At 73.7% G+C, this 20,846-nt stretch carries 19 protein-coding genes, 1 tRNA gene and 1 pseudogene; 8 read left to right on the top strand and 13 right to left on the bottom strand.

Going from position 1 to position 20,846, the window contains the following annotated elements; genetic code table 11:
• Positions 1-22 precede the first annotated feature (22 nt).
• The gene (locus ACFY3U_RS09180) at positions 23-643 is read left to right on the top strand and encodes a pyridoxamine 5'-phosphate oxidase family protein (protein ID WP_387197393.1); all 621 of its coding nucleotides are present in this window, start codon (positions 23-25) and stop codon (positions 641-643) included.
• Here ACFY3U_RS09180 and ACFY3U_RS09175 read toward each other — a convergent pair.
• Both ACFY3U_RS09175 and ACFY3U_RS09170 read right to left on the bottom strand, forming a co-directional pair.
• Positions 631-858: a hypothetical protein gene (locus ACFY3U_RS09175; RefSeq protein WP_387197390.1), complete on the bottom strand. Its 228-nt coding sequence runs from the start codon at positions 856-858 to the stop codon at positions 631-633. The genes ACFY3U_RS09180 and ACFY3U_RS09175 overlap by 13 nt on opposite strands.
• 203 nt (positions 859-1,061) lie before the next feature.
• Positions 1,062-1,262, bottom strand: coding sequence for a hypothetical protein (locus tag ACFY3U_RS09170; RefSeq protein ID WP_387197387.1), 201 nt, complete (start codon positions 1,260-1,262; stop codon positions 1,062-1,064).
• Positions 1,263-1,487: 225 nt separating this feature from the next.
• Here ACFY3U_RS09170 and ACFY3U_RS09165 point away from each other — a divergent pair, with 225 nt between their 5' ends.
• Positions 1,488-3,530 carry a multicopper oxidase family protein gene (locus ACFY3U_RS09165; protein ID WP_387197384.1) on the top strand — a complete coding sequence of 681 codons (2,043 nt, stop codon included), beginning with the start codon at positions 1,488-1,490 and terminating at the stop codon, positions 3,528-3,530.
• A 106-nt stretch (positions 3,531-3,636) separates the two neighbouring features.
• On the opposite strand, the gene ACFY3U_RS09160 is transcribed toward ACFY3U_RS09165, so the two are convergent.
• Entirely contained in the window at positions 3,637-4,428 is a 792-nt protein-coding gene (locus ACFY3U_RS09160) for an aminoglycoside adenylyltransferase domain-containing protein (RefSeq protein ID WP_387197381.1), read from the bottom strand.
• 200 nt (positions 4,429-4,628) lie between these two features.
• Here ACFY3U_RS09160 and ACFY3U_RS09155 point away from each other — a divergent pair, with 200 nt between their 5' ends.
• A complete protein-coding gene (locus ACFY3U_RS09155) occupies positions 4,629-5,903 on the top strand; it encodes an MFS transporter (protein WP_387197379.1) in 1,275 nt (424 codons plus the stop codon).
• A 175-nt stretch (positions 5,904-6,078) separates the two neighbouring features.
• Here the strand turns inward: ACFY3U_RS09155 and ACFY3U_RS09150 are convergent.
• Positions 6,079-6,152 (bottom strand) — tRNA-Thr (locus ACFY3U_RS09150).
• A gap of 133 nt (positions 6,153-6,285) precedes the next feature.
• Between ACFY3U_RS09150 and ACFY3U_RS09145 the strand changes: the two are divergent.
• Positions 6,286-8,153, top strand: a pseudogene (locus ACFY3U_RS09145) (metallophosphoesterase family protein).
• A gap of 49 nt (positions 8,154-8,202) precedes the next feature.
• Here ACFY3U_RS09145 and ACFY3U_RS09140 read toward each other — a convergent pair.
• Positions 8,203-8,691, bottom strand: coding sequence for a MarR family winged helix-turn-helix transcriptional regulator (locus ACFY3U_RS09140; protein WP_387197376.1), 489 nt, complete (start codon positions 8,689-8,691; stop codon positions 8,203-8,205).
• Positions 8,692-8,754: 63 nt separating this feature from the next.
• On the opposite strand from ACFY3U_RS09140, the gene ACFY3U_RS09135 reads away from it, so the two are divergent.
• Positions 8,755-9,123, top strand: coding sequence for a VOC family protein (locus ACFY3U_RS09135; protein WP_387197373.1), 369 nt, complete (start codon positions 8,755-8,757; stop codon positions 9,121-9,123).
• 134 nt (positions 9,124-9,257) lie between these two features.
• Here the strand turns inward: ACFY3U_RS09135 and ACFY3U_RS09130 are convergent, their stop codons facing one another.
• The 6 genes from ACFY3U_RS09130 to tmk form a co-directional block, all read right to left on the bottom strand.
• Entirely contained in the window at positions 9,258-10,118 is an 861-nt protein-coding gene (locus tag ACFY3U_RS09130) for a stage 0 sporulation family protein (protein WP_387197371.1), read from the bottom strand.
• A gap of 147 nt (positions 10,119-10,265) precedes the next feature.
• Positions 10,266-10,910, bottom strand: a complete 645-nt coding sequence (locus ACFY3U_RS09125; RefSeq protein WP_387197368.1) for a hypothetical protein — start codon at positions 10,908-10,910, stop codon at positions 10,266-10,268.
• Positions 10,910-11,215, bottom strand: a complete 306-nt coding sequence (locus tag ACFY3U_RS09120; protein WP_387197365.1) for a hypothetical protein — start codon at positions 11,213-11,215, stop codon at positions 10,910-10,912. The genes ACFY3U_RS09125 and ACFY3U_RS09120 overlap by 1 nt, the downstream gene beginning before the upstream one ends.
• 1 nt (position 11,216) lies before the next feature.
• Positions 11,217-11,546: a YbaB/EbfC family nucleoid-associated protein gene (locus ACFY3U_RS09115; RefSeq protein WP_387197362.1), complete on the bottom strand. Its 330-nt coding sequence runs from the start codon at positions 11,544-11,546 to the stop codon at positions 11,217-11,219.
• Between the two features lie 113 nt (positions 11,547-11,659).
• Positions 11,660-12,919 carry a DNA polymerase III subunit delta' gene (locus tag ACFY3U_RS09110; protein WP_387197359.1) on the bottom strand — a complete coding sequence of 420 codons (1,260 nt, stop codon included), beginning with the start codon at positions 12,917-12,919 and terminating at the stop codon, positions 11,660-11,662.
• Entirely contained in the window at positions 12,919-15,240 is a 2,322-nt protein-coding gene (gene tmk, locus ACFY3U_RS09105; protein WP_387197673.1) for a dTMP kinase, read from the bottom strand. Before tmk ends, ACFY3U_RS09110 begins: the two co-directional genes overlap by 1 nt.
• Positions 15,241-15,389: 149 nt before the next feature.
• Here tmk and ACFY3U_RS09100 point away from each other — a divergent pair, with 149 nt between their 5' ends.
• Positions 15,390-16,598, top strand: a complete 1,209-nt coding sequence (locus ACFY3U_RS09100) for an amino acid deaminase/aldolase (RefSeq protein ID WP_387197356.1) — start codon at positions 15,390-15,392, stop codon at positions 16,596-16,598.
• A 22-nt stretch (positions 16,599-16,620) separates the two neighbouring features.
• On the opposite strand, the gene ACFY3U_RS09095 is transcribed toward ACFY3U_RS09100, so the two are convergent.
• On the bottom strand, positions 16,621-17,190 hold the full coding sequence (locus ACFY3U_RS09095) for a TetR family transcriptional regulator (RefSeq protein WP_387197670.1): 570 nt from the start codon (positions 17,188-17,190) through the stop codon (positions 16,621-16,623).
• 225 nt (positions 17,191-17,415) lie between these two features.
• On the opposite strand from ACFY3U_RS09095, the gene ACFY3U_RS09090 reads away from it, so the two are divergent.
• Positions 17,416-18,717 carry a D-arabinono-1,4-lactone oxidase gene (locus tag ACFY3U_RS09090; RefSeq protein ID WP_387197353.1) on the top strand — a complete coding sequence of 434 codons (1,302 nt, stop codon included), beginning with the start codon at positions 17,416-17,418 and terminating at the stop codon, positions 18,715-18,717.
• Between the two features lie 48 nt (positions 18,718-18,765).
• The gene (locus ACFY3U_RS09085; RefSeq protein WP_387197350.1) at positions 18,766-19,686 is read left to right on the top strand and encodes a hypothetical protein; all 921 of its coding nucleotides are present in this window, start codon (positions 18,766-18,768) and stop codon (positions 19,684-19,686) included.
• A 91-nt stretch (positions 19,687-19,777) separates the two neighbouring features.
• On the opposite strand, the gene ACFY3U_RS09080 is transcribed toward ACFY3U_RS09085, so the two are convergent.
• Positions 19,778-20,809 carry an NlpC/P60 family protein gene (locus ACFY3U_RS09080; protein WP_387197347.1) on the bottom strand — a complete coding sequence of 344 codons (1,032 nt, stop codon included), beginning with the start codon at positions 20,807-20,809 and terminating at the stop codon, positions 19,778-19,780.
• Between the last annotated feature and the right edge of the window lie 37 nt (positions 20,810-20,846).

The following is a 20,846-nucleotide window of genomic DNA, read 5'->3' as shown; positions in this document are numbered from 1 at the left end:
TCAACGGTCGGGGGAGGCGGACGTGACGGTGGAGATCACCACGCACGAGGAACTGCGCGAGCTGCTGGGGGCGCCGCTGCCCCGGGCGCTGGCCAAGGAGCGGGTGGCGCTGCACGAACGGGACCGGCAGTGGCTGGCCGCGTCGCCGTTCTGCCTGCTGGCCACGGCCGGCGCGGACGGCAGCTGCGACGTCTCGCCCAAGGGCGACCCGGCCGGCTTCGTCCGGGTGCTGGACGCGCACACCATCGCCGTTCCGGAGCGGCCGGGCAACCGCCGGGCGGACGGCTACCGCAACATCCTGGACAATCCGCACGTCGGGCTGATCTTCCTGATCCCGGGCCGGACGGACACCCTGCGGATCAACGGCCGCGCCCGGCTGGTGCGCGAGGCGGCGTACTTCGACGACATGGTGGTCAAGGGGCACCGGCCGGTGCTCGTCGTGGAGGTGGCGATCGAGCAGATCTTCTACCACTGCTCCAAGGCGTTTCTCCGCTCGCACCTCTGGCAGCCGGAGACCTGGCAGCCGGACGTGCTGCCGACCCGGCCGCGACTGGTGAAGGAGGTCGAGGGCGGCGCGGAGACGCTGGCCTCGCTGGAGCAGCGGTACGGCCCGGCCTACCTGGAGACCCTCTACCGAAGCTGAGCGGGCCGACCGAACAGGGTCACCTCGGCGGCCCCCTGGCGGGTGCCGGCCTTGGCGCAGACCGATCCGCGGTCGAGCAGCAGACCCGCCCGGGTGCAGTACCAGCCATCGTGGTCGACCGACCAGTCGCCGTCGGCGGTGACCCGTCGCCACGTCCGCTCGGCGGCCGCCTCCGCCGGCTCCCCGGGGCGGCCCACGACCGCCGCGAGGATCACCCGCACATGATCGTCGATCGGCGGACAACTCGGTACGGAGGTTCGGCCGGAACGCCGAGCGGAAAGCAGTGAGGCCCACGTCGCACCGTGCACAAAGGAGCCGAGCTGCGCGACAGGTACGACGCGACGTTGAGCTGAGCGCCGGTCAGCCAGGCCCTCGGGCGGCGGAGCCTGGCTGACCGCCCAGAATCGCCGTGGAACTCTCAGCCGTCGGCGGCGACGGCGATGTTGAACCGCTCCAGAGCGTCCTTCTTCTCCGGCGAGAGTGCGTCGATGTCGGGCGAGCCTGGGCCGGCCCCTCCATCGTGGAGGTCAACGCCCTTCAGCAACGCATCTACGATCGAGTTCGCCTCCTCAGAGGTGAATCCAGCCTCGGTCAGAATGTGCAGCGGTAGTTCAGTCATGACAGCGCTTTACCCTGACGTAGCACCGCACCAAACGCGGGGCAAGGAGCGTCCGCGCCCCGCTGCTGGTGCGTTCCTTGGTCATGGCGCGCCCGGCGGTGGCGAGCCATCGTCGGCGGGTGCCCAACTACACCAAAGGATGAAGCAGCCGACAAACCACGCAGACAATGTGAAAGGCCTTATCTACTGCCTCTGACGCACGAAGCATCGGAAGGGAGTGGAGACATGGACCGTCGCAGAGTTCTGTTGGCCGGCGCCGCCGGCGGTGCCGCGATCCTGCTGCGCGGCTCCCCCGGCCTCGCGGTCCCGGCCAGCCAGGCCGCACCGCTGGATCCGACCACCATCCCGAAGTACGTCACCGAGCTGCCGCTGACCCCGCCGATGCCGGTCAGCGGCCAGCCAGGTGGCATCGACGAGTACCGGATCGCCGTCCGGCAGTTCGCCCAGCAGGTGCTGCCCAAGGGCCTGCCCCGCACGACCGTCTGGGGGTACGGCTCACTGACCCACCCCGGCACGTTCCAGTTCCCGGGCCGGTCCATCGAGGCGAAGGTGGGCCGGCCGGTGCGGGTGACCTGGGCCAACCAGCTCGTCGACGCACGCGGTAGGTACCTGCCGCACCTGTTCGCGGTCGACCCGACGCTGCACTGGGCCAATCCGCCCGGCGGGATCAGGGGACGTGACTCGAAGCCCACCTTCACCACCACTCCCGGCCCGTACACCGGGCCGGTGCCGCTGGTCACCCACCTGCACGGTGGGCTGACGCCGGAGGAGAGCGACGGTTACCCCGAGGCCTGGTACCTGCCGCAGGCCGGCAACATCCCGGCCGGGTACGCCCGGGTGGGCACCTTCTACGACCGCTACAAGGCGCAGTTCGCCAGGAAGTACGGCGTACCGTGGCAGCCCGGCACCGCCACCTACCAGTACCCGAACCAGCAGCCCGCCGCGTTCCTCTGGTACCACGACCACGCGCTGGGCATCACCCGGGTCAACATCTACGCCGGGCTCGCCGGGGCGTACTTCCTGCGCGGCGGCCCGTCCGACCTGCCGCTCGGGACGCTGCCCGCGACCACCGGCCCCCTGGACGGACGACCCGGCCCGGGCCGCTACGAGATTCCCCTGGTGATCGCGGACCGGTCGTTCCTGACCGACGGGTCGCTGTTCTACCCGGCCAGTCGCGCTTACTTCGACGGATACACCGGGCCCTACATCCCGTACACGGACGTGCCACCGATCTGGAACCCGGAGTTCTTCGCCGACACCATCGTGGTCAACGGCGCCACCTGGCCGGTGCTGCCGGTGGAACGGCGCCGCTACCGGCTGCGGCTGCTCAACGCCTGTGGCTCCCGCTCACTGATCCTCTCGATCGCCGCGAACCCGACCACCAGGCCGGCCCAGCCGGTGCTGCCGTTCTGGCAGATCGGCACCCGCAACAGCTTCCTGCCGGACCCGGTCCGGGTCGAGAAGCTGGTGCTCGGCAACGCCTACCGGGCGGACGTGATCGTGGACTTCAGCAAGGTCCCGGCGGGCACCGAGCTCTACCTGGTGAACGAGGGCCCGGACGCGCCGCTCGCCGGTTACACCGACCCGGGCGAGCCGACCGACCCGCAGACCACCGGCCAGGTGCTGAAGTTCGTGGTCGGGGGCCTGGTGGGCGCCGACCGCAGCGCCCCGCCGGAGACCCTGGCCCTGCCTCCGGTGCCGGCGCTGGCCCCACCGATCCGTACCCGGAAACTGGCCCTGCTGGAACAGGAACTTGCCGGCGTGGGCCCGGTCGAGGTGCTGCTCGGCGTCGTGGACGCCAACGGCACCGCGATCCCGCTCGAATGGAGCGACCCGGTCACCGAGATCGCGACCGTCGACCAGACCGAGATCTGGGAGTTCCACAACACCACGGCGGACGCGCACCCCATCCACCTGCACGACACCCAGTTCCGGCTGGTCGGCCGGGGGCCCGACGGCACCACACCGCCGGCTCCCCAGGAGCTGGGCCTGATCGACACGATCCTGGCCTACCCGGACGAGATCACCCGGATCCTGGTGCGGTTCGCCAACCCCGGCCGGTACGTGTGGCACTGCCACATCCTTGAGCACGAGGACAACGAGATGATGCGACCGCTCCAGGTGCTGCCGAAGGGCACGCCGGACACCGGCGACGGGACCACGGCGACCGGGAGCGACCGGGGCCTCGCCGTCGCCGGGGCGGCCACCGTGGTCGCGGCCGGCACCGCCGCGCTGGTGCTGCGCCGACTGACCGACCGTACGGACTGACCAGCCCCGCCGTCCCGGGCCGCGCCGCCCGCCGGCTCGGCGCCGGAGCTGACGGATGCGCCGATCACCTCCGGCGGGTTCGTCGTACGGCCGGCGGCGTCGGCGATCACCGGGAGAGGTCGACGTGCGCTCCGGGTTCCGCGGCCAGGATGGCGGCGCTGACCTCGTTCACGAAGTCCCGCACGTCGCCGGCCCGGCCGGGCTCCGTGTCCAGGCCGGCGTGGTACCACCAGTCCCGCGCCCAGCCGACGAGCTCCGCCCAACGGGGGTCGGTGTCGATGGTCGCGTCGGCGGCCTGCCGCTTGGACAGCTGCCGGCCGTACCGGAGGCGTTGCAGGGCGCGGCAGAGGGTGAGCACCGCGTACGACTGCCCTCCGGCGCTCTCCATCCCGGTCGCCCACTCGGGCCAGTCGCGGACGTGGTCCAGCAGGGCGGAGCGGACCAGGTCGGCGTCGATAGCGGGCAGCAACGCCCCGGCGGGCGGCCCCAGCAGGCCCCGGCCCTGGTCGTGGACGGTGGACCAGGTCACCACGCGGTGCCGGGTCGCGGGCAGTAGGTGCAGCAGCTCACCGGGGCTGACCCGGGCGATGACGTGCTCGTGACCGGTGCGCCCGGCTGCCGCGTCCCGGACCGCGCCCAGCGAGACGTACTCCACCTCGATCCGGCCGGCCCACCGCGGGTGTCGCCGGTCGAGATCCGCGTGCAACCCGGCCAGCACGTCGAGGAGGTCGTCGTCCGGGTCACCGTCCAGCACCGCGAGCAGGTCCAGGTCACTGCGGTCGACCGCGAAGTCGCCGGCGGTCAGCGAGCCGTGCACGTACAGGCCCAGGAGCCGATCGCCCAACGCCGGCCCCCAGGCCCGGGCGAGGTCCGCCAGGACGGTCTCCGGAAGCGTCATCCGGCCATCCTGCCCCGCCGGTTCCCGGCCCGCCATCTGGTTCGCTCGTGCGCCCCGGCGTCGATGACCGCGTGATCGGGCTGTTCTGCCGGCGAGAGAATCGTTCGACTGGGCGGCCGGGGTGCGCCGATCATTGGCCCTACGCCGCCCGCCCCCGCGCCTCCGTCGATCCGCGTCGGCCCGACCACCATGGAGGACTGATGCTGGCTCCGCTGCGGTCCGCCCCGTTCCGGCACCTCGCCGCCGGCCGGCTGGTCAACATGCTGGGCAACGGCGTCGCCCCCATCGCGCTGGCCTTCGCCGTACTCGATCTGACCGGCTCGGTACGCGACCTCGGCATCGTGGTCGGCGCGCGGTCGCTAGCGACCGTGCTGTTCGTCCTCCTCGGCGGAGTGGTGGCCGACCGGATCCCGCGCCGCCTGGTCCTGGTCGGCTCCAATGTGCTCGGTGCGCTGACCCAGGCGGCCGTGGCGGCCCTGGTGCTCACCGGCACCGCGACGATCCCCCTGCTGCTGGCCCTCGGCGCGGCCAACGGCGTCGTGAGCGCGCTGTCCCAGCCGGCCTCGGCCGCCGCGACGCCGCAGACCGTGCCACCGGAGCGGGTCCAGCAGGCCAACGCACTGATCCGGCTCGGCATCAACGCGGGCATGATCGGCGGCGCCGCGCTCGGCGGGCTTCTGGTGGCCGCCGTCGGGCCTGGTTGGGGCCTCGCCGTCGACGCGCTCACCTTCGCCGTCGCGGCGGTGGCCTTTCTCGGGGTCCGCGTCGCCGCACCCGCAGCCAGCCGCACGAACATCTTCGCCGACCTCAGGGCAGGCTGGACCGAGTTCACCGCCCGGACCTGGGTGTGGGTGGTGGTGCTCGGCTTCCTGGTTCTCAACGCCGCCCTCGCCGGCGGCGTGAACGTGCTCGGCCCGGCGATCGCGGACGCGACGATCGGCCGCGGCAACTGGGGTGTGGTGCTGGCCGCGGAGACCGCCGGAATGGTGGCCGGCGGGCTGATCGCCCTGCGAATCCGGGTTCGTCGACCGCTGCTGCTCGGGGTGGCCTGCATGTTCGCCGAGTCGTTCCTGCTGCTGGGGCTGGCCCTGGGCGCCACCCTCATCGTGCTCCTGGTGGCCGCGGTGGCGGTCGGCATCGCCGTCGAACAGTTCGCCGTCGCCTGGGAAACCTCGATCGCGCAGAACGTCCCGGCCGACCGGCTGGCCCGCGTCTACTCGTACGACATGCTGGGGTCCTGGGTCGCCATCCCACTCGGCCAGGTCGCGGTCGGACCGGTCGCGGCGGCGATCGGCGCCCGGGAGACGCTGCTGATCCTCGCCACGATGGTGGTGCTGGCCGTCCTCGGCATGCTGACCAGCCGGGACGTCCGGCGGCTACGAACGGCGGAGCCGGCGGGCGCTGCCGCGCCGCCACAGAGCGAGCCGGTCGGCGACGGACCCGGCGGAGTTGCCCACACTGGTCGCGGGGCTTGAGCGGCAGGGCGGTCCGGCTTGCGGTTGCCTGACATGGTCGGCACAAGGTGTGTGGCGCGACCGCGCCACGCTCGCCGGGTACTCCCTGCCATCGGTCGGGGAGCGGCGCCACGGGCGGCGCGACCGAGTTCGGGAAACGGCGAAGCCCAGGTCGATGACCTGGGCTTCTTCACCGAGCCGCCTGACGGAATCGAACCGTCGACCTACGCATTACGAGTGCGTCGCTCTAGCCGACTGAGCTAAGGCGGCAACGATCAGCAAGTGTACGGCACCACCCGCACCCCGACCCAGGGGGTTCCGGTCCGCGACATCGGGTGCAGTTGTTGTCGCTGGGACGACCACAACTGCACCCGTTCTTCCCGACGGTGGCGCCGATCCGGACATTCGGGTCGTCCGCCGGACAGCGACCGTCGTACGCCGGGACTACGCTGCGCCGGTGACCGACGACCACGGCACCCCGAACAACGGCGAGCGGCAGCCCGACGGCGAGCAGCGGCACGACGGCGAGCAGCGGCACGACGGCGAGCGCGGGCCCCGCCCGGGCGCGGACGACGAACACGCCCCGGGCGAGCGCGCCGCCCGCCGCCCGCACAGCCTGGACCCGCGGGAGCTGGGCTTCACGCCGCGCCCGCCGGTGCCGTGGCTCGCGCCGTTCCTGCTGATCAGCACCGGCATCCGGACGCTGCTGGCGATGCTCTTCGGGCGTACCTGGACAAGCGGGAGCTGCAGAACGCGCTGGACGCCAGGATCGCCCGGCAGGTCGGGCCGGACGGCGGCCTCTGGCTGGACTACGTGGCCGACCTGGGTGACGGCTTCGACGCCACCTACTCGATCGCGTACCTGCTCGCCCAGCCGGAGCTGGCGGTCGACGGGCACCGGCTGCCCCGGGGGCGCGCCCTGGTGATGGGCGGCGACCAGGTCTACCCGTCGGCGGCCTACGAGGCGTACGAGGACCGGTGCAAGGGGCCGTACGAGGCGGCGCTGCCGGTGGGCGGCCCGGAGGGGCCGACGCTCTTCGCGGTGCCGGGCAACCACGACTGGTACGACGGCCTGACCGCCTTTCTGCGGCTGTTCGTCCGGTCTCGTGACCGGCACTTCGGCGGCTGGACCACCGGCCAGTCCCGCTCGTACTTCGCGGTCGAGCTGCCGGCCGGCTGGTGGCTGCTCGGCCTCGACGACCAGTCCGGGTCGTACATCGACGACCCGCAGCTGGCCTACTTCGACGAGGTGGCCCGCCGGCTGGGGCCGGACAGCCGGGTGATCCTGGCGGTGCCGGCGCCCACCTGGGTCAAGGCCGTCGACCACCCCACCGCGTACGACTCGATCGACTACTTCGTCCGGACGATCATCGCGCCGACCGGGGCGCACGTGCGGCTGCTGGTCTCCGGCGACCTGCACCACTACGCCCGGTACGCCGGCCCGGAGCGGCAGCTGATCACCTGCGGTGGCGGCGGGGCTTACCTCTACCCCACCCACAAGCTCCCGGAGCGGATCGAGGTCCCACCGCGGGACACCCTGTCCCGCCGGGCCAGCCGCACCCGCCCGTACGACCTGGTCGCCCGCTTCCCGGCGGCGGCCCGCTCCCGCCGGTACGGCTGGGGGATCTTCCACCGGCTGCCGCGCCGCAACCCGGGCTTCGGCACTCTGATCGGCACGCTGCACGTGCTGCTGATGCTGGCCATGGCCGGGGTGGCGGCCCACCGCACCGACGGCACCGAGCAGCGGCTGTTCAGCGTCCCGCTGGTGATGATGCTGGCGGTGACGGTGCTCGGGGCGGTGTTGTTCGCCGCGCCGCCGACCGCGGGCGCCAAGCGGCACGCCCGGCACTGGATCCTCGGCGTGGGGCACGGGCTGGCCCACGTGGCTTTGGCCGCCGGCGGCACCTGGGTCTGGCTGCACCTGCCCATGTACGACTGGACGTGGCCGCTGCCGGCGGTCGCCGCAGCGGTGCTCTACGGCCCGGTGATCGGGCTGCTCGGCACCCAGCTGGTGGCGGCGTACCTGCTGGTCGCCGGCGCGTTCGGGGTGAACCTCAACGAGCTGTTCGCCGGGCAGGGCATCGACGACGCCAAGTCGTTCCTGCGGATGCGGATCGACCCGGACGGCACGCTGACCATCTACCCGATCGCGGTGGACCGGGTGGCCCGCGACTGGCAGCTCAACCCCGACCGGTCACCCACCGCCAGCTGGGTCACGCCGAAGACCCCGCTCGCCCCACGCCTGGCCGAGCCACCCATCGTGATCCGCTGAGCCGCTCCCCGCAGGCGGTCTCGGCAGATTCTCGACCCAGCGGATGCCCCTACTCTGCCGGAGGCGGTTCTTCGGAGCGGACGGCAGCGTCGCCGTCGTCGCGCAGGGATCGGATCATGGTTTTCAGGATCCGGAACGCTTCCGACTGCTCGGCCCCGGTCATGCCGGCCAGCATCCTGACCTCGACGGACCGGACCGCCGCGGTCGCCTGCTCCAGGCTCCGCCGGCCGCGAGGCGTGAGCCGCGCGGGAAGCGCCTTCCCGACCGGCGGTTCCGCGGGCCTGGTCACGTAGCCCTCTCGCTCCAGGGTTTGGAGCAGCACGTTCATCGACTGCCGGGTCACGAACGCACCCCGCGCGAGCTCGGAGTTCGACAAGCCCGGCCGCTGAGCCAGCAGTTCGAGGCAGGAGTAGTGCGTGACGCTCATCCCGAGTGGCCGCAGCACCTCCTCCATGGCTGTGCGAAGGACGCTCGACGCCTCTTTCAGCAGGTAGCCGAGGGACGTTTCCAGGTTGACGCCGACACCGTCTTGACCCATGTCAGCATTCTGACATAACCTAGGCGATGTCAGGAAACTGACATCCACGAAAGGAGCACCACCATGCCCGTCACCGGCCCCGACTTCGTCTCACTGCAGGCGCGTGACCTCGACGCTTCGCAGGCGTTCTACGAGACGTATCTCGGCCTTGTCCGCTCACCGGCCGGGCCTCCGCACGCCGTCGTCTTCCAGACGAGACCGATCGCGTTCGCACTCCGTGACGTCGTTCCCGGCACCGACCTCGGATCCGTCGCCCGGCCCGGCATCGGGGCCGCGATCTGGCTGCACGCCACCGACGTCCAGGCCATTCACGACGCTCTCGTCGCCGACGGCCACACCATCGTCTCGGCACCGATCGACGGCCCCTTCGGCCGGACGTTCACCTTCGCCGACCCGGACGGATACCACGTCACCCTCCACGACCGCGCTTGAGCACCGACCGCTGGGGACCGGTGGCCGACGCCGGTCCCCAGCGGGTCCGACCCAGCGCTCCGCACACCCGGCGTCGCGCGTCGCATGCGGGCCACCCACCGGTTTCCGGGTTCAGGAACGAGCAGGCACGCCGATCAGCGCGCCGCGCCCTCCGCGCCCGATTGCTCACGGGTCTCGTAGGCGCGGCGGGAGCCGCAGACATCAGCGCGGGAGCACATGGAGCGTGAGCCGTCGGCATCCAGACGCACGGTCACCGCGTCCCGAGGCACGCTGTGCCCGACCACCTTGCCGTCACCCCCGGGCGTGGTGACCCGGGTGCCGATCGCCGGGGCGGTCTCCTGGAACTTCTGGTACAGCGGGTGCTCGTACTTGAGGCAGCACATCAGCCGACCGCAGGCGCCGGAGATCCGCAGCGGGTTCAGCGGCAGGTCCTGCTCCTTCGCCATCCGGATGGTCACCGGCTCGAAGTCGTTGAGGAACGTGGCGCAGCACAGGTCGCGCCCGCAGGAGCCGATCCCGCCCTGCACCCGGGCCGAGTCGCGGGCGGAGAGCTGGCGCAGCTCCACCCGGCAGTGCAGGGTCGCGCCCAGGTCGCGGACCAGCGAGCGGAAGTCCACCCGGTGCGGGGCGGTGAAGTAGACGGTGGTGCGGTCGCCGCCGCCGTCGGCGCTGCCGAGCACGTGGTCGACGGCCACCACCTTCATCGGCAGGCCGTGCTCGCGGATCAGCCGCTTCGACGCCACCTTGGCCTCGGCCTTGCGTCGGCGCAGCAGCTCGTCCCGGCGCAGGTCGTCGTCGCCGGCCAGCCCGGCCAGCTTGGGGAAGCCGTCGGTCTCCTCGGTGACCCACTGGGCGGCCCAGACGCACTCGGCCACCTCGGGCCCGTCATCGGTGGGCACCAGCACCCGGTCGCCGACCTGCGGGCGGAGTTCGCCCGGGTCGAGGTAGTAGAGCCGCCCGTACCGGTTGAAGCTGACCGCGCAGAGCATGCCCATGCCCCCACCCTACGACGAGCGGACCGCGCCGGCTGAGCCACCGGTCGCCGAACCGTCACCCGGCGCAGTCGGCTGCGAGCCGAGCGCCGCCCGCGCGGCAGCCGGCACCCGCCAGCTGGCGTGCGGAGCACAGATCGGACCGGAGCGTCAGCCGACCCGGACCGGGCGGCCGTGGTGGGCCGGGCCGCCGGTCGGTGGCCGCCAGGTCGACTCGCCCAGGCTGGGTGACCACTCCCGCAGCAGTGTCTCGGCGCCGTCGTAGGCCACCCCGAGCACGGCGAGAACCCGGGTGGCGATCTCCGCGGCGGCCAGCGCGCCGGCGGGGGACTCCGCCCGCACCCGGACCGCCTCGGCCGAGCCGAGCACCTCGGCGAGCACCCGGGCCACCGCGAGCCGGCTGCCCTCCACCCAGTGGGCCAGGGCGTCGGCGTACCCGGCCGTCGCCTCCAGCCGCCCGACCAGGCTCTCCGGACCCTCGTCCAAGTGCCGCAGCAGCGCCCCGCGGGCCTCGTCGTACGCCCCGGCGGCCGGGCCGGACCAGAGCACCGGGTCGGCGAGCGCGGCGCACGCGTCGTCGTACTCCCCGACGTGCCGGCGCACGGCGTGCCCGGCGGTGGCCAGCGGCCCCGGGTGCAGCTCGAGGAAGACGCCCAGCGCCTCGCCGGGCAGCAGCCGCATGCGGCGCAGCAGCGGCCAGACCGGGTGCGCCTCGGGGGCGCCCTCGGCCAGCCGGTCGTCCACCCGGGCGAGCAGCTCCCGGGCCGGCTCGGCGAGCCGGTCCAGCGCGTCCATCACGCCTCCCCGACCAGCCGGCGACGGGCGCCGTCGTCGGCGTCGGCGTACCGGTCGGCGGCGCTGCGGACGGCGGACGCGGCGGCGGTCAGCCGGGCCGAGGCGGCGGCGGCCTCCCGGGCTCGGTCGCCGGTCGCGGCGGTCCACTGACGGTGCAGCGCGCGGCCGATCTCGCCGGGCCGGCCGGGCGCGTGCGCTCCGAAGGCGGGGTGGGCGGGATCGGCGGCAGTGACCGTGCGGGCGACCACGGCGAGCGTGTCGCTGGCCTGGTCGAGGCGGGCGGCGAGCGAGCGCAGCGCATCCATCTCAGGCCCCCGCCAGCGGCCGGTACGCCGCAAAGGTCTCGTTGTGCAGCTTCTCCCGGGCCCAGTCGGCGGCGTCCGCGGCCGCGGTCACGGCGGCCCGCACCGAGCCGGCGACCTCACGCGGGTTACGGGCGTGCAGCGGACCGAGGAACCGGACGTCGGTGATCCGCCCGCCGGCGGTCACCACCACCTCGACCAGCCCGTCGGGCGAGCGTACGGTGACCTCGACGGTGGCCACCGCCTGGTCGAACTCGGCCTGCAGCGACTCGATGCGGCGGTAGCGCCGCACGGCCTCCTCGATCCAGGCCTCGTCGATCTCCCCACGCGGCATCGGATCTCCCCCCGGCCGACCTCACCCAGCGTGCCGCCTCGGTCACCACGGCATTCACCGGACCGTACCGTACGGCACCATGCCTGTCGATGGGCTGTGGACAGCCGTGGGGGTCAGCCCCGCCAGAGGTCGAGCATCATCGCCTCGACCGCGATCCGCGGCTTCACGTTCGCCTCGATCGCCGCCCGGCACGCCAGCACCGCCTCCAGGCGGCGCAGCGCCCCCTCCGGCGCCCACCGCTGCGCGCCCGCCTCGGCGGTGGCGGCGGTGTCGGTGTGCACCGGGGCGACCGCCGCGCGCAGCGCCATGGTCAGCGCGTCCCGGTAGAAGCCGGCCAGGTCGACCAGCGCCCGGTCCAACGCGTCCCGCTGGGCCCGGGTGGCCCGCGACCGCTGCCGCTTCTCCAGGTCCTTGAGCTGCCCGGCGGCGCCGCGCATGGCGCCCGCCGCGCCCCGGCCGGTGCCACCGGCGCCGAGCGCGGTCTGCAGGGCGGCCCGCTCGGCCTCGTCGGACTCGGCCACCGACGCCGCCGCCTCCGCCTCGGCCGCCTCGATCAGCGCGGCGGCGGCGTCCAGCGCGGCGCCGATCCCGGTCAGCCGGCGCGGCACCGCGAGCACCGCGTCCCGCCGCTTGCGGGCCTCCGGGTCGCGGGCCAGCCGGCGGGCCCGGCCGACGTGCCCCTGCGCGGCCGCCGCGGCCCACCGGGCCACGTCGGGCGCGATGCCGTCCCGGCGCACCAGCACCTCGGCCACCGCGTCGGCCGACGGCTGCCGCAGCGGTACGACCCGACAGCGCGACCGGATCGTCACCGACACGTCGTCCGGGTGGGTCGACGGGGCGCAGAGCAGGAAGACCGTCCGCGGCGGCGGCTCCTCGATCGCCTTGAGCAGCGCGTTGCCGGCCGCCTCGGTGAGCCGGTCGGCGTCGGAGATGATCACCACCTGCCACCGGCCGCCGGACGGGGTGCTGGCGGCCCGCAGCACCAGCGCGCGCATCTCGCCGACCCCGATCGACAGCCCCTCCGGCACCACCAGCCGGACGTCGGCATGCGTGCCGGCCAGCGTGGTGTGGCAGCCGGGGCACTCGCCGCAGCCGGTGCCGTGCACGCACTGCAGCGCAGCGGCGAACGCCCGGGCGGCCACCGACCGGCCGGAGCCGGGCGGCCCGGTGAAGATCCAGGCGTGCGTCATCCCGGCACCCGGGTCGACGGCGTCGGCGAGGCCGTCCAGCTCGTCGTCCGGCGCGGCCTCGGCCCGCGGGGCAGGTGCCGGCAGGTGGGCGGCGCGCAGCCCGGCGGCGGCCGCGGCGGCGGCCCGGCGCAGCGTGTCCACCGCCTCGTCCTGGCCGACCAGGTCGGCGAAGACGTCCGGCATCAGGGCCGGCGCTCCATCGTCACCAGCTCCGCGTCGGATAACTCCGGCTGCACCGAGGTGTCCGGCCCCTGCGCGGGGCGCGGGTGCACGATGCCTGCCGGGTCCACCAGGAACTCCTCGACCCGGCGGCCGACCCGGGCGGAGATCTCCCCGGCCGGCCGGGACGCGTCGAGCACCAGGTAGCGCTTCGGGTCGTTGGCGGCGAGGTCGAGGAAGGCGTACCGGACCCGCTCGTGGAAGGCCACCGACTCGGCCTCCAGCCGGTCGGCGCCCTGGTTGCGGGCGGCCACCCGGGACAGCCCGGTGCGCGGGTCGACGTCGAGCAGCACCACCAGGTCGGGCTTGAGCCCGCCGGTGGCCCAGGACGACAGCCAGGAGACCTCCTGGACCGGCAGCGTACGACCGGCGCCCTGGTAGGCCAGCGAGGAGTCGACGTACCGGTCGCTGATCACCACCGCGCCCCGGATCAGCGCGGGCCGGACCACGGTGGCCACGTGGTGCGCCCGGTCGGCGGCGTAGAGCAGCGCCTCGGCGCGCGGCGACGGCGCCTCCGCCCCGGTGTCGAGCACCAGCGAGCGGATCCGCTCGCCAACCCGGGTGGCGCCGGGCTCGCGGGTGACCACCACCTCGCGGCCCTGCCCGCGCAGCCGCTCGGCGAGCGCCTCCAGCTGGGTGGACTTGCCGGCGCCCTCACCGCCCTCGAAGACCACGAAGAGGCCGTTGGAGACGAACGGCTCAGCCGGCATCAGCGGCCGACCCCGGATCGACCCCCAGAGGTCGGCCAGGACCGGTACGCCCTTCTTGTCGTCCATCTGGCCGAACGCGCTGATCCCGGCGAAGATCCCGGCGGCGCCCGCGGCGAGCAGCAGCAGCCGGGTCGAGGAGACCGAGATGCCGAGGTCGGCGATGGTCAGCTTGCGGGAGCCACCGACACCGACCAGCAGGCTGCTCAGGCCGATGGCCAGGATCAGCACCAACCGGGTGCCGATCTGCACCACCGCGAAGACCCGGCCGCGCACCTCGTCGGCGACCTCGCCGCCGAGCAGCGTGGTGCCGGCCAGGAAGGCCATTCCGGCGCCGGCGCCGACCAGGATCGCGCCGAGGATCGCCATCGACAGGTGGATGGCGAACGCGAGCACCAGCACCGAGGCGCTGGCCAGCACGATGCTCATACCGAACCAGCGGCGTCGGGACATGTCCCGGACGATCATCGGGCCGAGCCCGATGCCGATCGCCAGGCCGATGAAGATCGCACCGAAGAGCAGGTAGAAGGCGGCGTCACCGGCGCCCAGCGAGGCGGCGAAGAACTTGGCCGTGCCGATCACGATGCCGCCGCCGGCGAACGCGCCGAAGATGCCGAGCACCAGGCCGCGCACCAGCGGGGTCTGGCCGATGAACTTCCAGCCCTCGGTGAACTGGCTCAGCATGCCCTGCTCGGCGCGTTCTCCACGCTCGCCGGCCTGCTGGTGGCTGATCTCCTTGATCCCGAATGCCACCACAAGGGCGGTGGCGAGCCGGGAGAAGGAGTTGACCCAGAGCGCGAGCTGGGCGGGCTCCGCCCAGCCGAGGTCGCCGCCGGCGACGGCTCGGACACTGCGGTCGAGCACCGCGGCGACGGCCGCCGCGAGGATCGGGGTGAGGCCGTACGTGGTGATCAGGGTGAGCTGGTTGGCGGTCTCCAGCCGGGCGCGCGGGATCAGGTTGGGGACCGCGGCCTCCTTGGCCGGGATCCAGAGCAGGGTGATCGACTCGATCAGGAAGGTGGCGACCAGCGCCCAGGTGACCACCAGCCCGCCGCTGACCCCGAGCAGGGCGACCAGCGGGATCGACGCGAACAGCAGGAAGCGCAGCAGGTCGCAGATGACCATCGTCCAGCGCCGGTCGAACCGGTCGGCGAACACCCCGGCCAGCGGCCCGAGCACCAGCGCCGGCAGCAGCCGGATCGCGATCACGCCACCGAACGCGCCCCCCTGGGCGGTGCTGCCGGAGACCTGCGAGGCGGCGAAGACCGAGGTCGCGAGCAGGCCGAGCCAGTCGCCGAACGAGGCGACGCCGAGCACGATCCAGAGCCGGCGGAACGGCCTGATGCGCAGCACCGACCGGATCGCGGCGGCGCCGGAACGGTCGGCGGCCGACGCGGCGGCTGGGACGCCCGGCCGCCCCGCGCCGCTCGCCCCCTCGCCCGGGCCGGCGGGCGAGCCGCCGGTGTGGCTGGTGCCGTCCCCGGTCGGGGTGCCGCCGGGGGGCGACACGCCGGGCGACTCGCCGTTCTGCTGGCTTTCGATGGCCGTACCTCCACGTGCCGGCCCAACTCTGGGCAGTCCCGGTGGAACACTCTAGTCCCGGGTGGGGGGCCTCCCCACCCGCGACATTCTCCTGTTCGCCGAGCCTAGGCCGCCGACGCCGCCGGCCGCAGCCCGGCATACGTGAGGGTGTTTCGTATTGCCTTCCGGACGGTTAGCGTGCACCCGTGGCCACCGACAGCGACTGCCTGCGCGAGCGCCTGGACCGGGCGACCGCGCACCTCGACCCGCCGTACGCCGTGGTGGACCTCACGGCCTTCGACCACAACGCCACCGCGCTGGCCCACCGGGCCGCCGGCAAGCCGCTGCGGGTGGCCAGCAAGTCGGTCCGCGCCCGGGCGCTGATCGCCCGCGCGCTGGGCCGCACCGGCTGGGCCGGGGTGATGGCGTTCACCCTGCCCGAGGCGCTCTGGCTGGCCCGCACCGGCGTCAGCCGGGACGTACTGGTCGCCTATCCGACAGCCGACCGGGCGGCGCTCGCCGAACTGGCCGCCGACTCGACACTGGCCGCCGCGGTGACCCTGATGATCGACGGCGCCGAGCAGCTCGACCTGGTCGACGCGGCCTGCCCCCCGGGGCGCCGACCGCGGCTGCGGGTCTGCCTCGACCTGGACGCCTCCTGGCGACCGCTCGGCGGCCGGGTGCACGTGGGGGTGCGCCGGTCGCCGGTGCACAGCGCCCGGGCCGCCAGCGCGCTGGCCGCGGCCGTCGCCGGCCGGCCGGGCTTCCGGCTGGTCGGGCTGATGTCGTACGAGGCGCAGATCGCCGGGCTCGGCGACGCCCCGCCCGGACGGGCGGCCCTCGGGGCGGCGATCCGGCTCGCCCAGCGCGGGTCGTACCGGGAGCTGACGGCTCGGCGGGCCGCGGCGGTGGCCGCCGTGCGGGAGCACGCCGACCTGGAGTTCGTCAACGGCGGCGGCACCGGCAGCGTGGCCGCCACCAGCGCCGACCCCGCGGTCACCGAGGTCACCGCCGGATCCGGCCTGTACGGGCCGGCGCTGTTCGACGCGTACCGCGCCTGGCGGCCGACCCCGGCGGCGTTCTTCGCCTGCGCGGTGGTCCGGCGCCCCGGGCCCGGCCTGGCCACCGTGCTCGGCGGCGGCTGGACGGCGTCCGGCCCGGCGGAGCGCAGCCGGCTGCCCAGGCCGTGGCTGCCGGCCGGGCTGGCGCTGGTCGACCCCGAGGGCGCCGGCGAGGTGCAGACGCCGCTGGCCGGCGCGGCGGCCGACCGGCTGCGGATCGGCGACCGGGTGTGGTTCCGCCACGCCAAGGCCGGCGAGCTGTGCGAACACGTCAACGAGCTGCATCTGGTCGACGGCGACGCGGTGGTCGACACGGTGCCGACCTACCGCGGCGAGGGCCACGCCTTCCTCTAGGGACGGGCGCGGCCAACGATCGTCAGCCCTGCGGGACGGTCTCCGCCATCACGTGCTTGTGCAGGTACTCCCGGATCAGCGCCTTGGCCTCGGCGAGCACCCGCTCGTCACCCCCGGGGCTACGGCGGAAGGCCAGCTTGATCAGGGCGTCCGCGGCCTCGACCGCGATCTCCAGGCAGAACCGCAGCTGCGGCTCGTCGGTCATCCCGAACCGCTCGGTCAGCACCCGGGCCAACTGGTCGGCGATCACGCCGTTGTTGTCCCGCTGCTCGTCCAGCAGGTGCAGGTCGACCACGTCGCCGAAGTGCAGGGTACGGAACCCCGGGACGGTGCGGTGCATCGTGATGTACTCGTCGATCCCCGCGCCGACGCCGTCCCACCAGTGGGTCAGGTCGTCGGAGGCGAACCGCTCGTCGAGCCGCTGCAGGTAGGACTCCATCGTGCGCAGGGTGAGTGCCTGCACGATCGCCCGCTTGTCCGGGAAGAACTGGTAGACCGACCCGATCGCCACCTCGGCGCGCTCGGCGAGCAGCGTGGTGGTCAGCCCCTCGTACCCCACTTCGTCGACGAGTTCGGCGCAGGCGTCCAGCATCCGCTGGACCCGCGCGACACTTCGACCCTGCACCGGAACGCGGCGCAGCGGCCCGGTCGTGGCGGCTGGTGTGGACACTCGGCGCCACCCCCCTTCGACGGAAGAACATATCCAGATGTCACGAGCCCGTGACTACCGGTACAACGAGCCGACCTTGATTGCGGTATTTACCAGGCACAACGTTCCTGATATGAAGTCACTTCATATTCATGTCGAGGAGCGCCGATGGCCGGTACCGTCACCGCCTGGTCGAACTGGGCCGGCAACCAGCACAGCACCGCGACCGCCGTCGTACGCCCCACGACGGTCGCCGCGGTGGTCGAGGCGGTGCGCGTCGCGGCCGCCGCCGGCGAGCGGATCCGGGCGGTGGGCAGCGGCCACTCGTTCACCCCCATCGCCGTACCCGACGGGCGGCGGATCGAGCTGACCGAACTGGACACCGGGGTCCGGGTGGAAGGTCACCGGGTCACCGTGCCCGCCGGGACGACCCTGCACACCCTCAACGCGCTGCTGGCCGCCCACGGCCTGGCGCTGCCCAACCTCGGCGACATCGACGCGCAGACGGTGGCCGGCGCGATCTCCACCGGCACCCACGGCACCGGCGCCCGGCACGGCTGCCTGTCCACCTTCGTCTCCGCGCTGACCCTGGTCACCGGCGTCGGCCAGGTGCTGCGCTGCGACGCCGAGCGGCACCCCGACGTGTTCGCCGCCGCCCGGGTCGGGCTGGGCGCGCTCGGCGTGCTGGTCGAGGTGGTGCTGGACTGCGTCGACGCGTTCACCCTGCGGGCGCACGAGCGGCCCGCGCCGCTGGCCGAGGTGCTCGCCGGGCTGCCGGAGTTGGTCGAGGGGCACGACCACGCCGAGTTCTACTGGTTCCCGTACACCGACCGGGTGCAGGTCAAGACCAACGACCGGGTGCCGGCCGACGACCGGCCGCTACCGGCCTGGCGCGGTTGGCTGGACGACGAGTTCCTGGCCAACACCGTCTTCGCCGGGGCCTGCCGGCTGGGCCGCGCCGTGCCGGCGCTGGCCCCCGGGATCAGCGCGGTCTCCGCCCGGGCGCTCACCGCACGCACCTACACCGGCCGCTCGGACCGGGTGTTCTGCACCCCGCGCCGGGTCCGTTTCGTGGAGATGGAGTACGCGCTGCCGCGCGCCGCCCTGCCCGAGGCGCTGGCGGCGCTGCGCCGGATCGTCGACGGGCTGCCGTTCCGGGTGCTCTTCCCGGTCGAGGTGCGGTTCACCGCGGCCGACGACATCTGGCTGTCGCACGGGTACGGGCGCGACTCCGCGTACCTGGCCGTGCACCAGTACGTCGGGATGCCGTACGAGCCGTACTTCCGGGCGGTGGAGGAGATGGCCACGGCGCTGGGCGGCCGGCCGCACTGGGGCAAGCTGCACTACCGGGACGCGGCCTCGCTGGCGCCCGCGTACCCCCGGTTCGCCGACTTCCTGGCCGTCCGCGACCGGCTGGACCCGGCCCGGCTGTTCGCCAACCCGCACCTCGACCGGATCCTCGGCGGGTGACCGGCCGGGCCCGGCACCCGCCACGCCGGCCGGGTAACCTGCCTGACGATGTCCCGAAATCGCGCCTCCCGTACCGGCCTGATCGCGCTCTGCGCGACCCTGTCGCTGGCCGTCGCCGCCTGCCAGGGCTCGACCGGCACGCCGGCCGGCACCGGGTCCGCCCCGGCCGATCCGGGGACCGTGGTGACCGACTTCGTCCGGCAGCTCAAGCCCACCGCCCCGTACCGGGACCCGGACGCCGAGGAACGCCGCTCCGCGCGCCAGGCGGTGACGCTGCTGCTGCGCGGGCGACCGGGGCTGGACGAGGCGACCGGCGTGCTGACCGCGCTGGGCTTCACCGCCAGCCGGGGCCGGGACCCGCAGACCGGGCGGGACTACGCCCTGTTCCGGACGGAGGCGGGCGGAGAACGCGCCTGGGGCCTGATCATGGTGGACCTGTCCGAGCCGGTGCAGCTCGCCATCGAGGTGCCGCACCCCAACTCCGACCTGCACACCGAGGACGTCGGCCTGCGGCTGTTCCGGGCCGTGCCGGGCAGCATCATGCTGGTCGCCGGGGCGCACCGTCGGGCCGGCGACGAGCAGGCCGACGCGGCGCACAACTCGGACGGCCTGTTCCAGCTGGTCAGCGACAGGTTCGCCCGCGACCACATCAACCAGATCCAGCTGCACGGCTTCGCCGACCAGAGCCTCCCCGACGAGGACGTGGTGATCTCCAACGGGCAGCGGCGATCGAACCCGGCCCTGCGCCGGACCGCCGACGCGCTGACCGAGGCCGGCTTCGTCACCTGCCGGGCCTGGTCGACCCGGTGCGGTCAGCTGGAGGGCACCACCAACACCCAGGCCGAGGAGGCCCGCAAGCAGGGCGCGGTCTTCATCCACCTGGAGGTCACCTGGGCGGTACGCCGCGACGCGGCCCGCCGCGCGGACCTGGTCGAGGCGTTGGCCGCCGCGGATCTTCCCCGCGACTGACGCCCGGTCGGGCCGTTCCCGACCGGGCGGGTCGGGCCGTTCCCGACCGGGCGGGTCGGGCCGTTCCCGACCGGGGTGGCCCGACCGTGGGTCAGATCCGGCGAGCGGCGAGGAACCGGCCCGACCAGTAGCCCGGGCCGTCCAGCAGGGACTCGCCGCCGAAGTCGCCGAACGTCGGGCCGTCCGCCTTCACCCGGCTGGAGAAGAACCGGTGGTGACCGGTGTCGTCGACGCCGAGGTAGATCCCGGAGTGCTCGATGCTCGGGCCGGCGTTCGCACCGTGGTTGAAGAAGACGAGATCGCCCTCCTGGAGCAGGTCGTACTCCCGGGAGGCGCGGCCGGTGTTCGCGATCAGCAGCGTGCCCGGGCCGAACCCGGCCATCGCGAACGCCCGGCGGGGCAGCCCCACGCCCTTGGTGTTGGTGCCCCGCAGCGGGTACTTCATCCGGTAGCCGTAGACCATCCGGATGAAGCCGGAGCAGTCCAGGCTGCGGAAGTGGTCCCGGGCCGGGCGCTCGTGCCGGCCGTCCGGGAAGTCCCACTCGACACCCAGGTAGTCGTAGAAGTCGGAGTTCTCCGCGCGGCCGTCCGGGTCGGCGCTGGAGAGCGGGCCGAATGAGGCGTCTCCGGCGTACTGGCGTCCCTTGGCGTCCTTCTTGGCGGCCGCGCCGTCCAGATAGTCCATCGAGATGGCGAGGGCGTCCTGGCTGCGGTCCCGCACCGCCCTGTTCAACCACGGCCGGAACCAGGCCGCCTTCTCCGCGCCGGCCTTCCAGGGCGCGGGCGCGAGCCGGATCCACGCGTCGGTGGTCACCGACGACCTGGTGAACCGGGGCTCGGTGAAGGACCGTTCCGGCCCGGAGATCCGGACCGTACGGGCGTTGTCGGTGAACACCGCGAGCACCCGACCCGCGCCGTCACGGACCTGGGTACGGGCCGGCCGGGTGAGCCGGGTGAAGGTCAGCTCGGCCGAGTCGATCGACACCGGGGCGGGTTGGCCGGCCTCCAGCACCGGCGCGGCGACCGGAGCCCGATCGGGGCGGACCGCCACGGCGACGATCACACCGCTGGCGATCAGGACGACGGCGAGGGCCGCCCAGATCCACTGGTGACTCTTGGACATGGTTTCCTGCCTCCTGGCACGATCGGTGCGGTCGACC

The organism is Micromonospora sp. NPDC000089, from assembly GCF_042899365.1.
Taxonomy (GTDB): Bacteria; Actinomycetota; Actinomycetes; order Mycobacteriales; family Micromonosporaceae; genus Micromonospora.
Note: the sequence above shows the minus strand (reverse complement) of the source record. Positions and strands in the feature narration are given on the sequence as shown.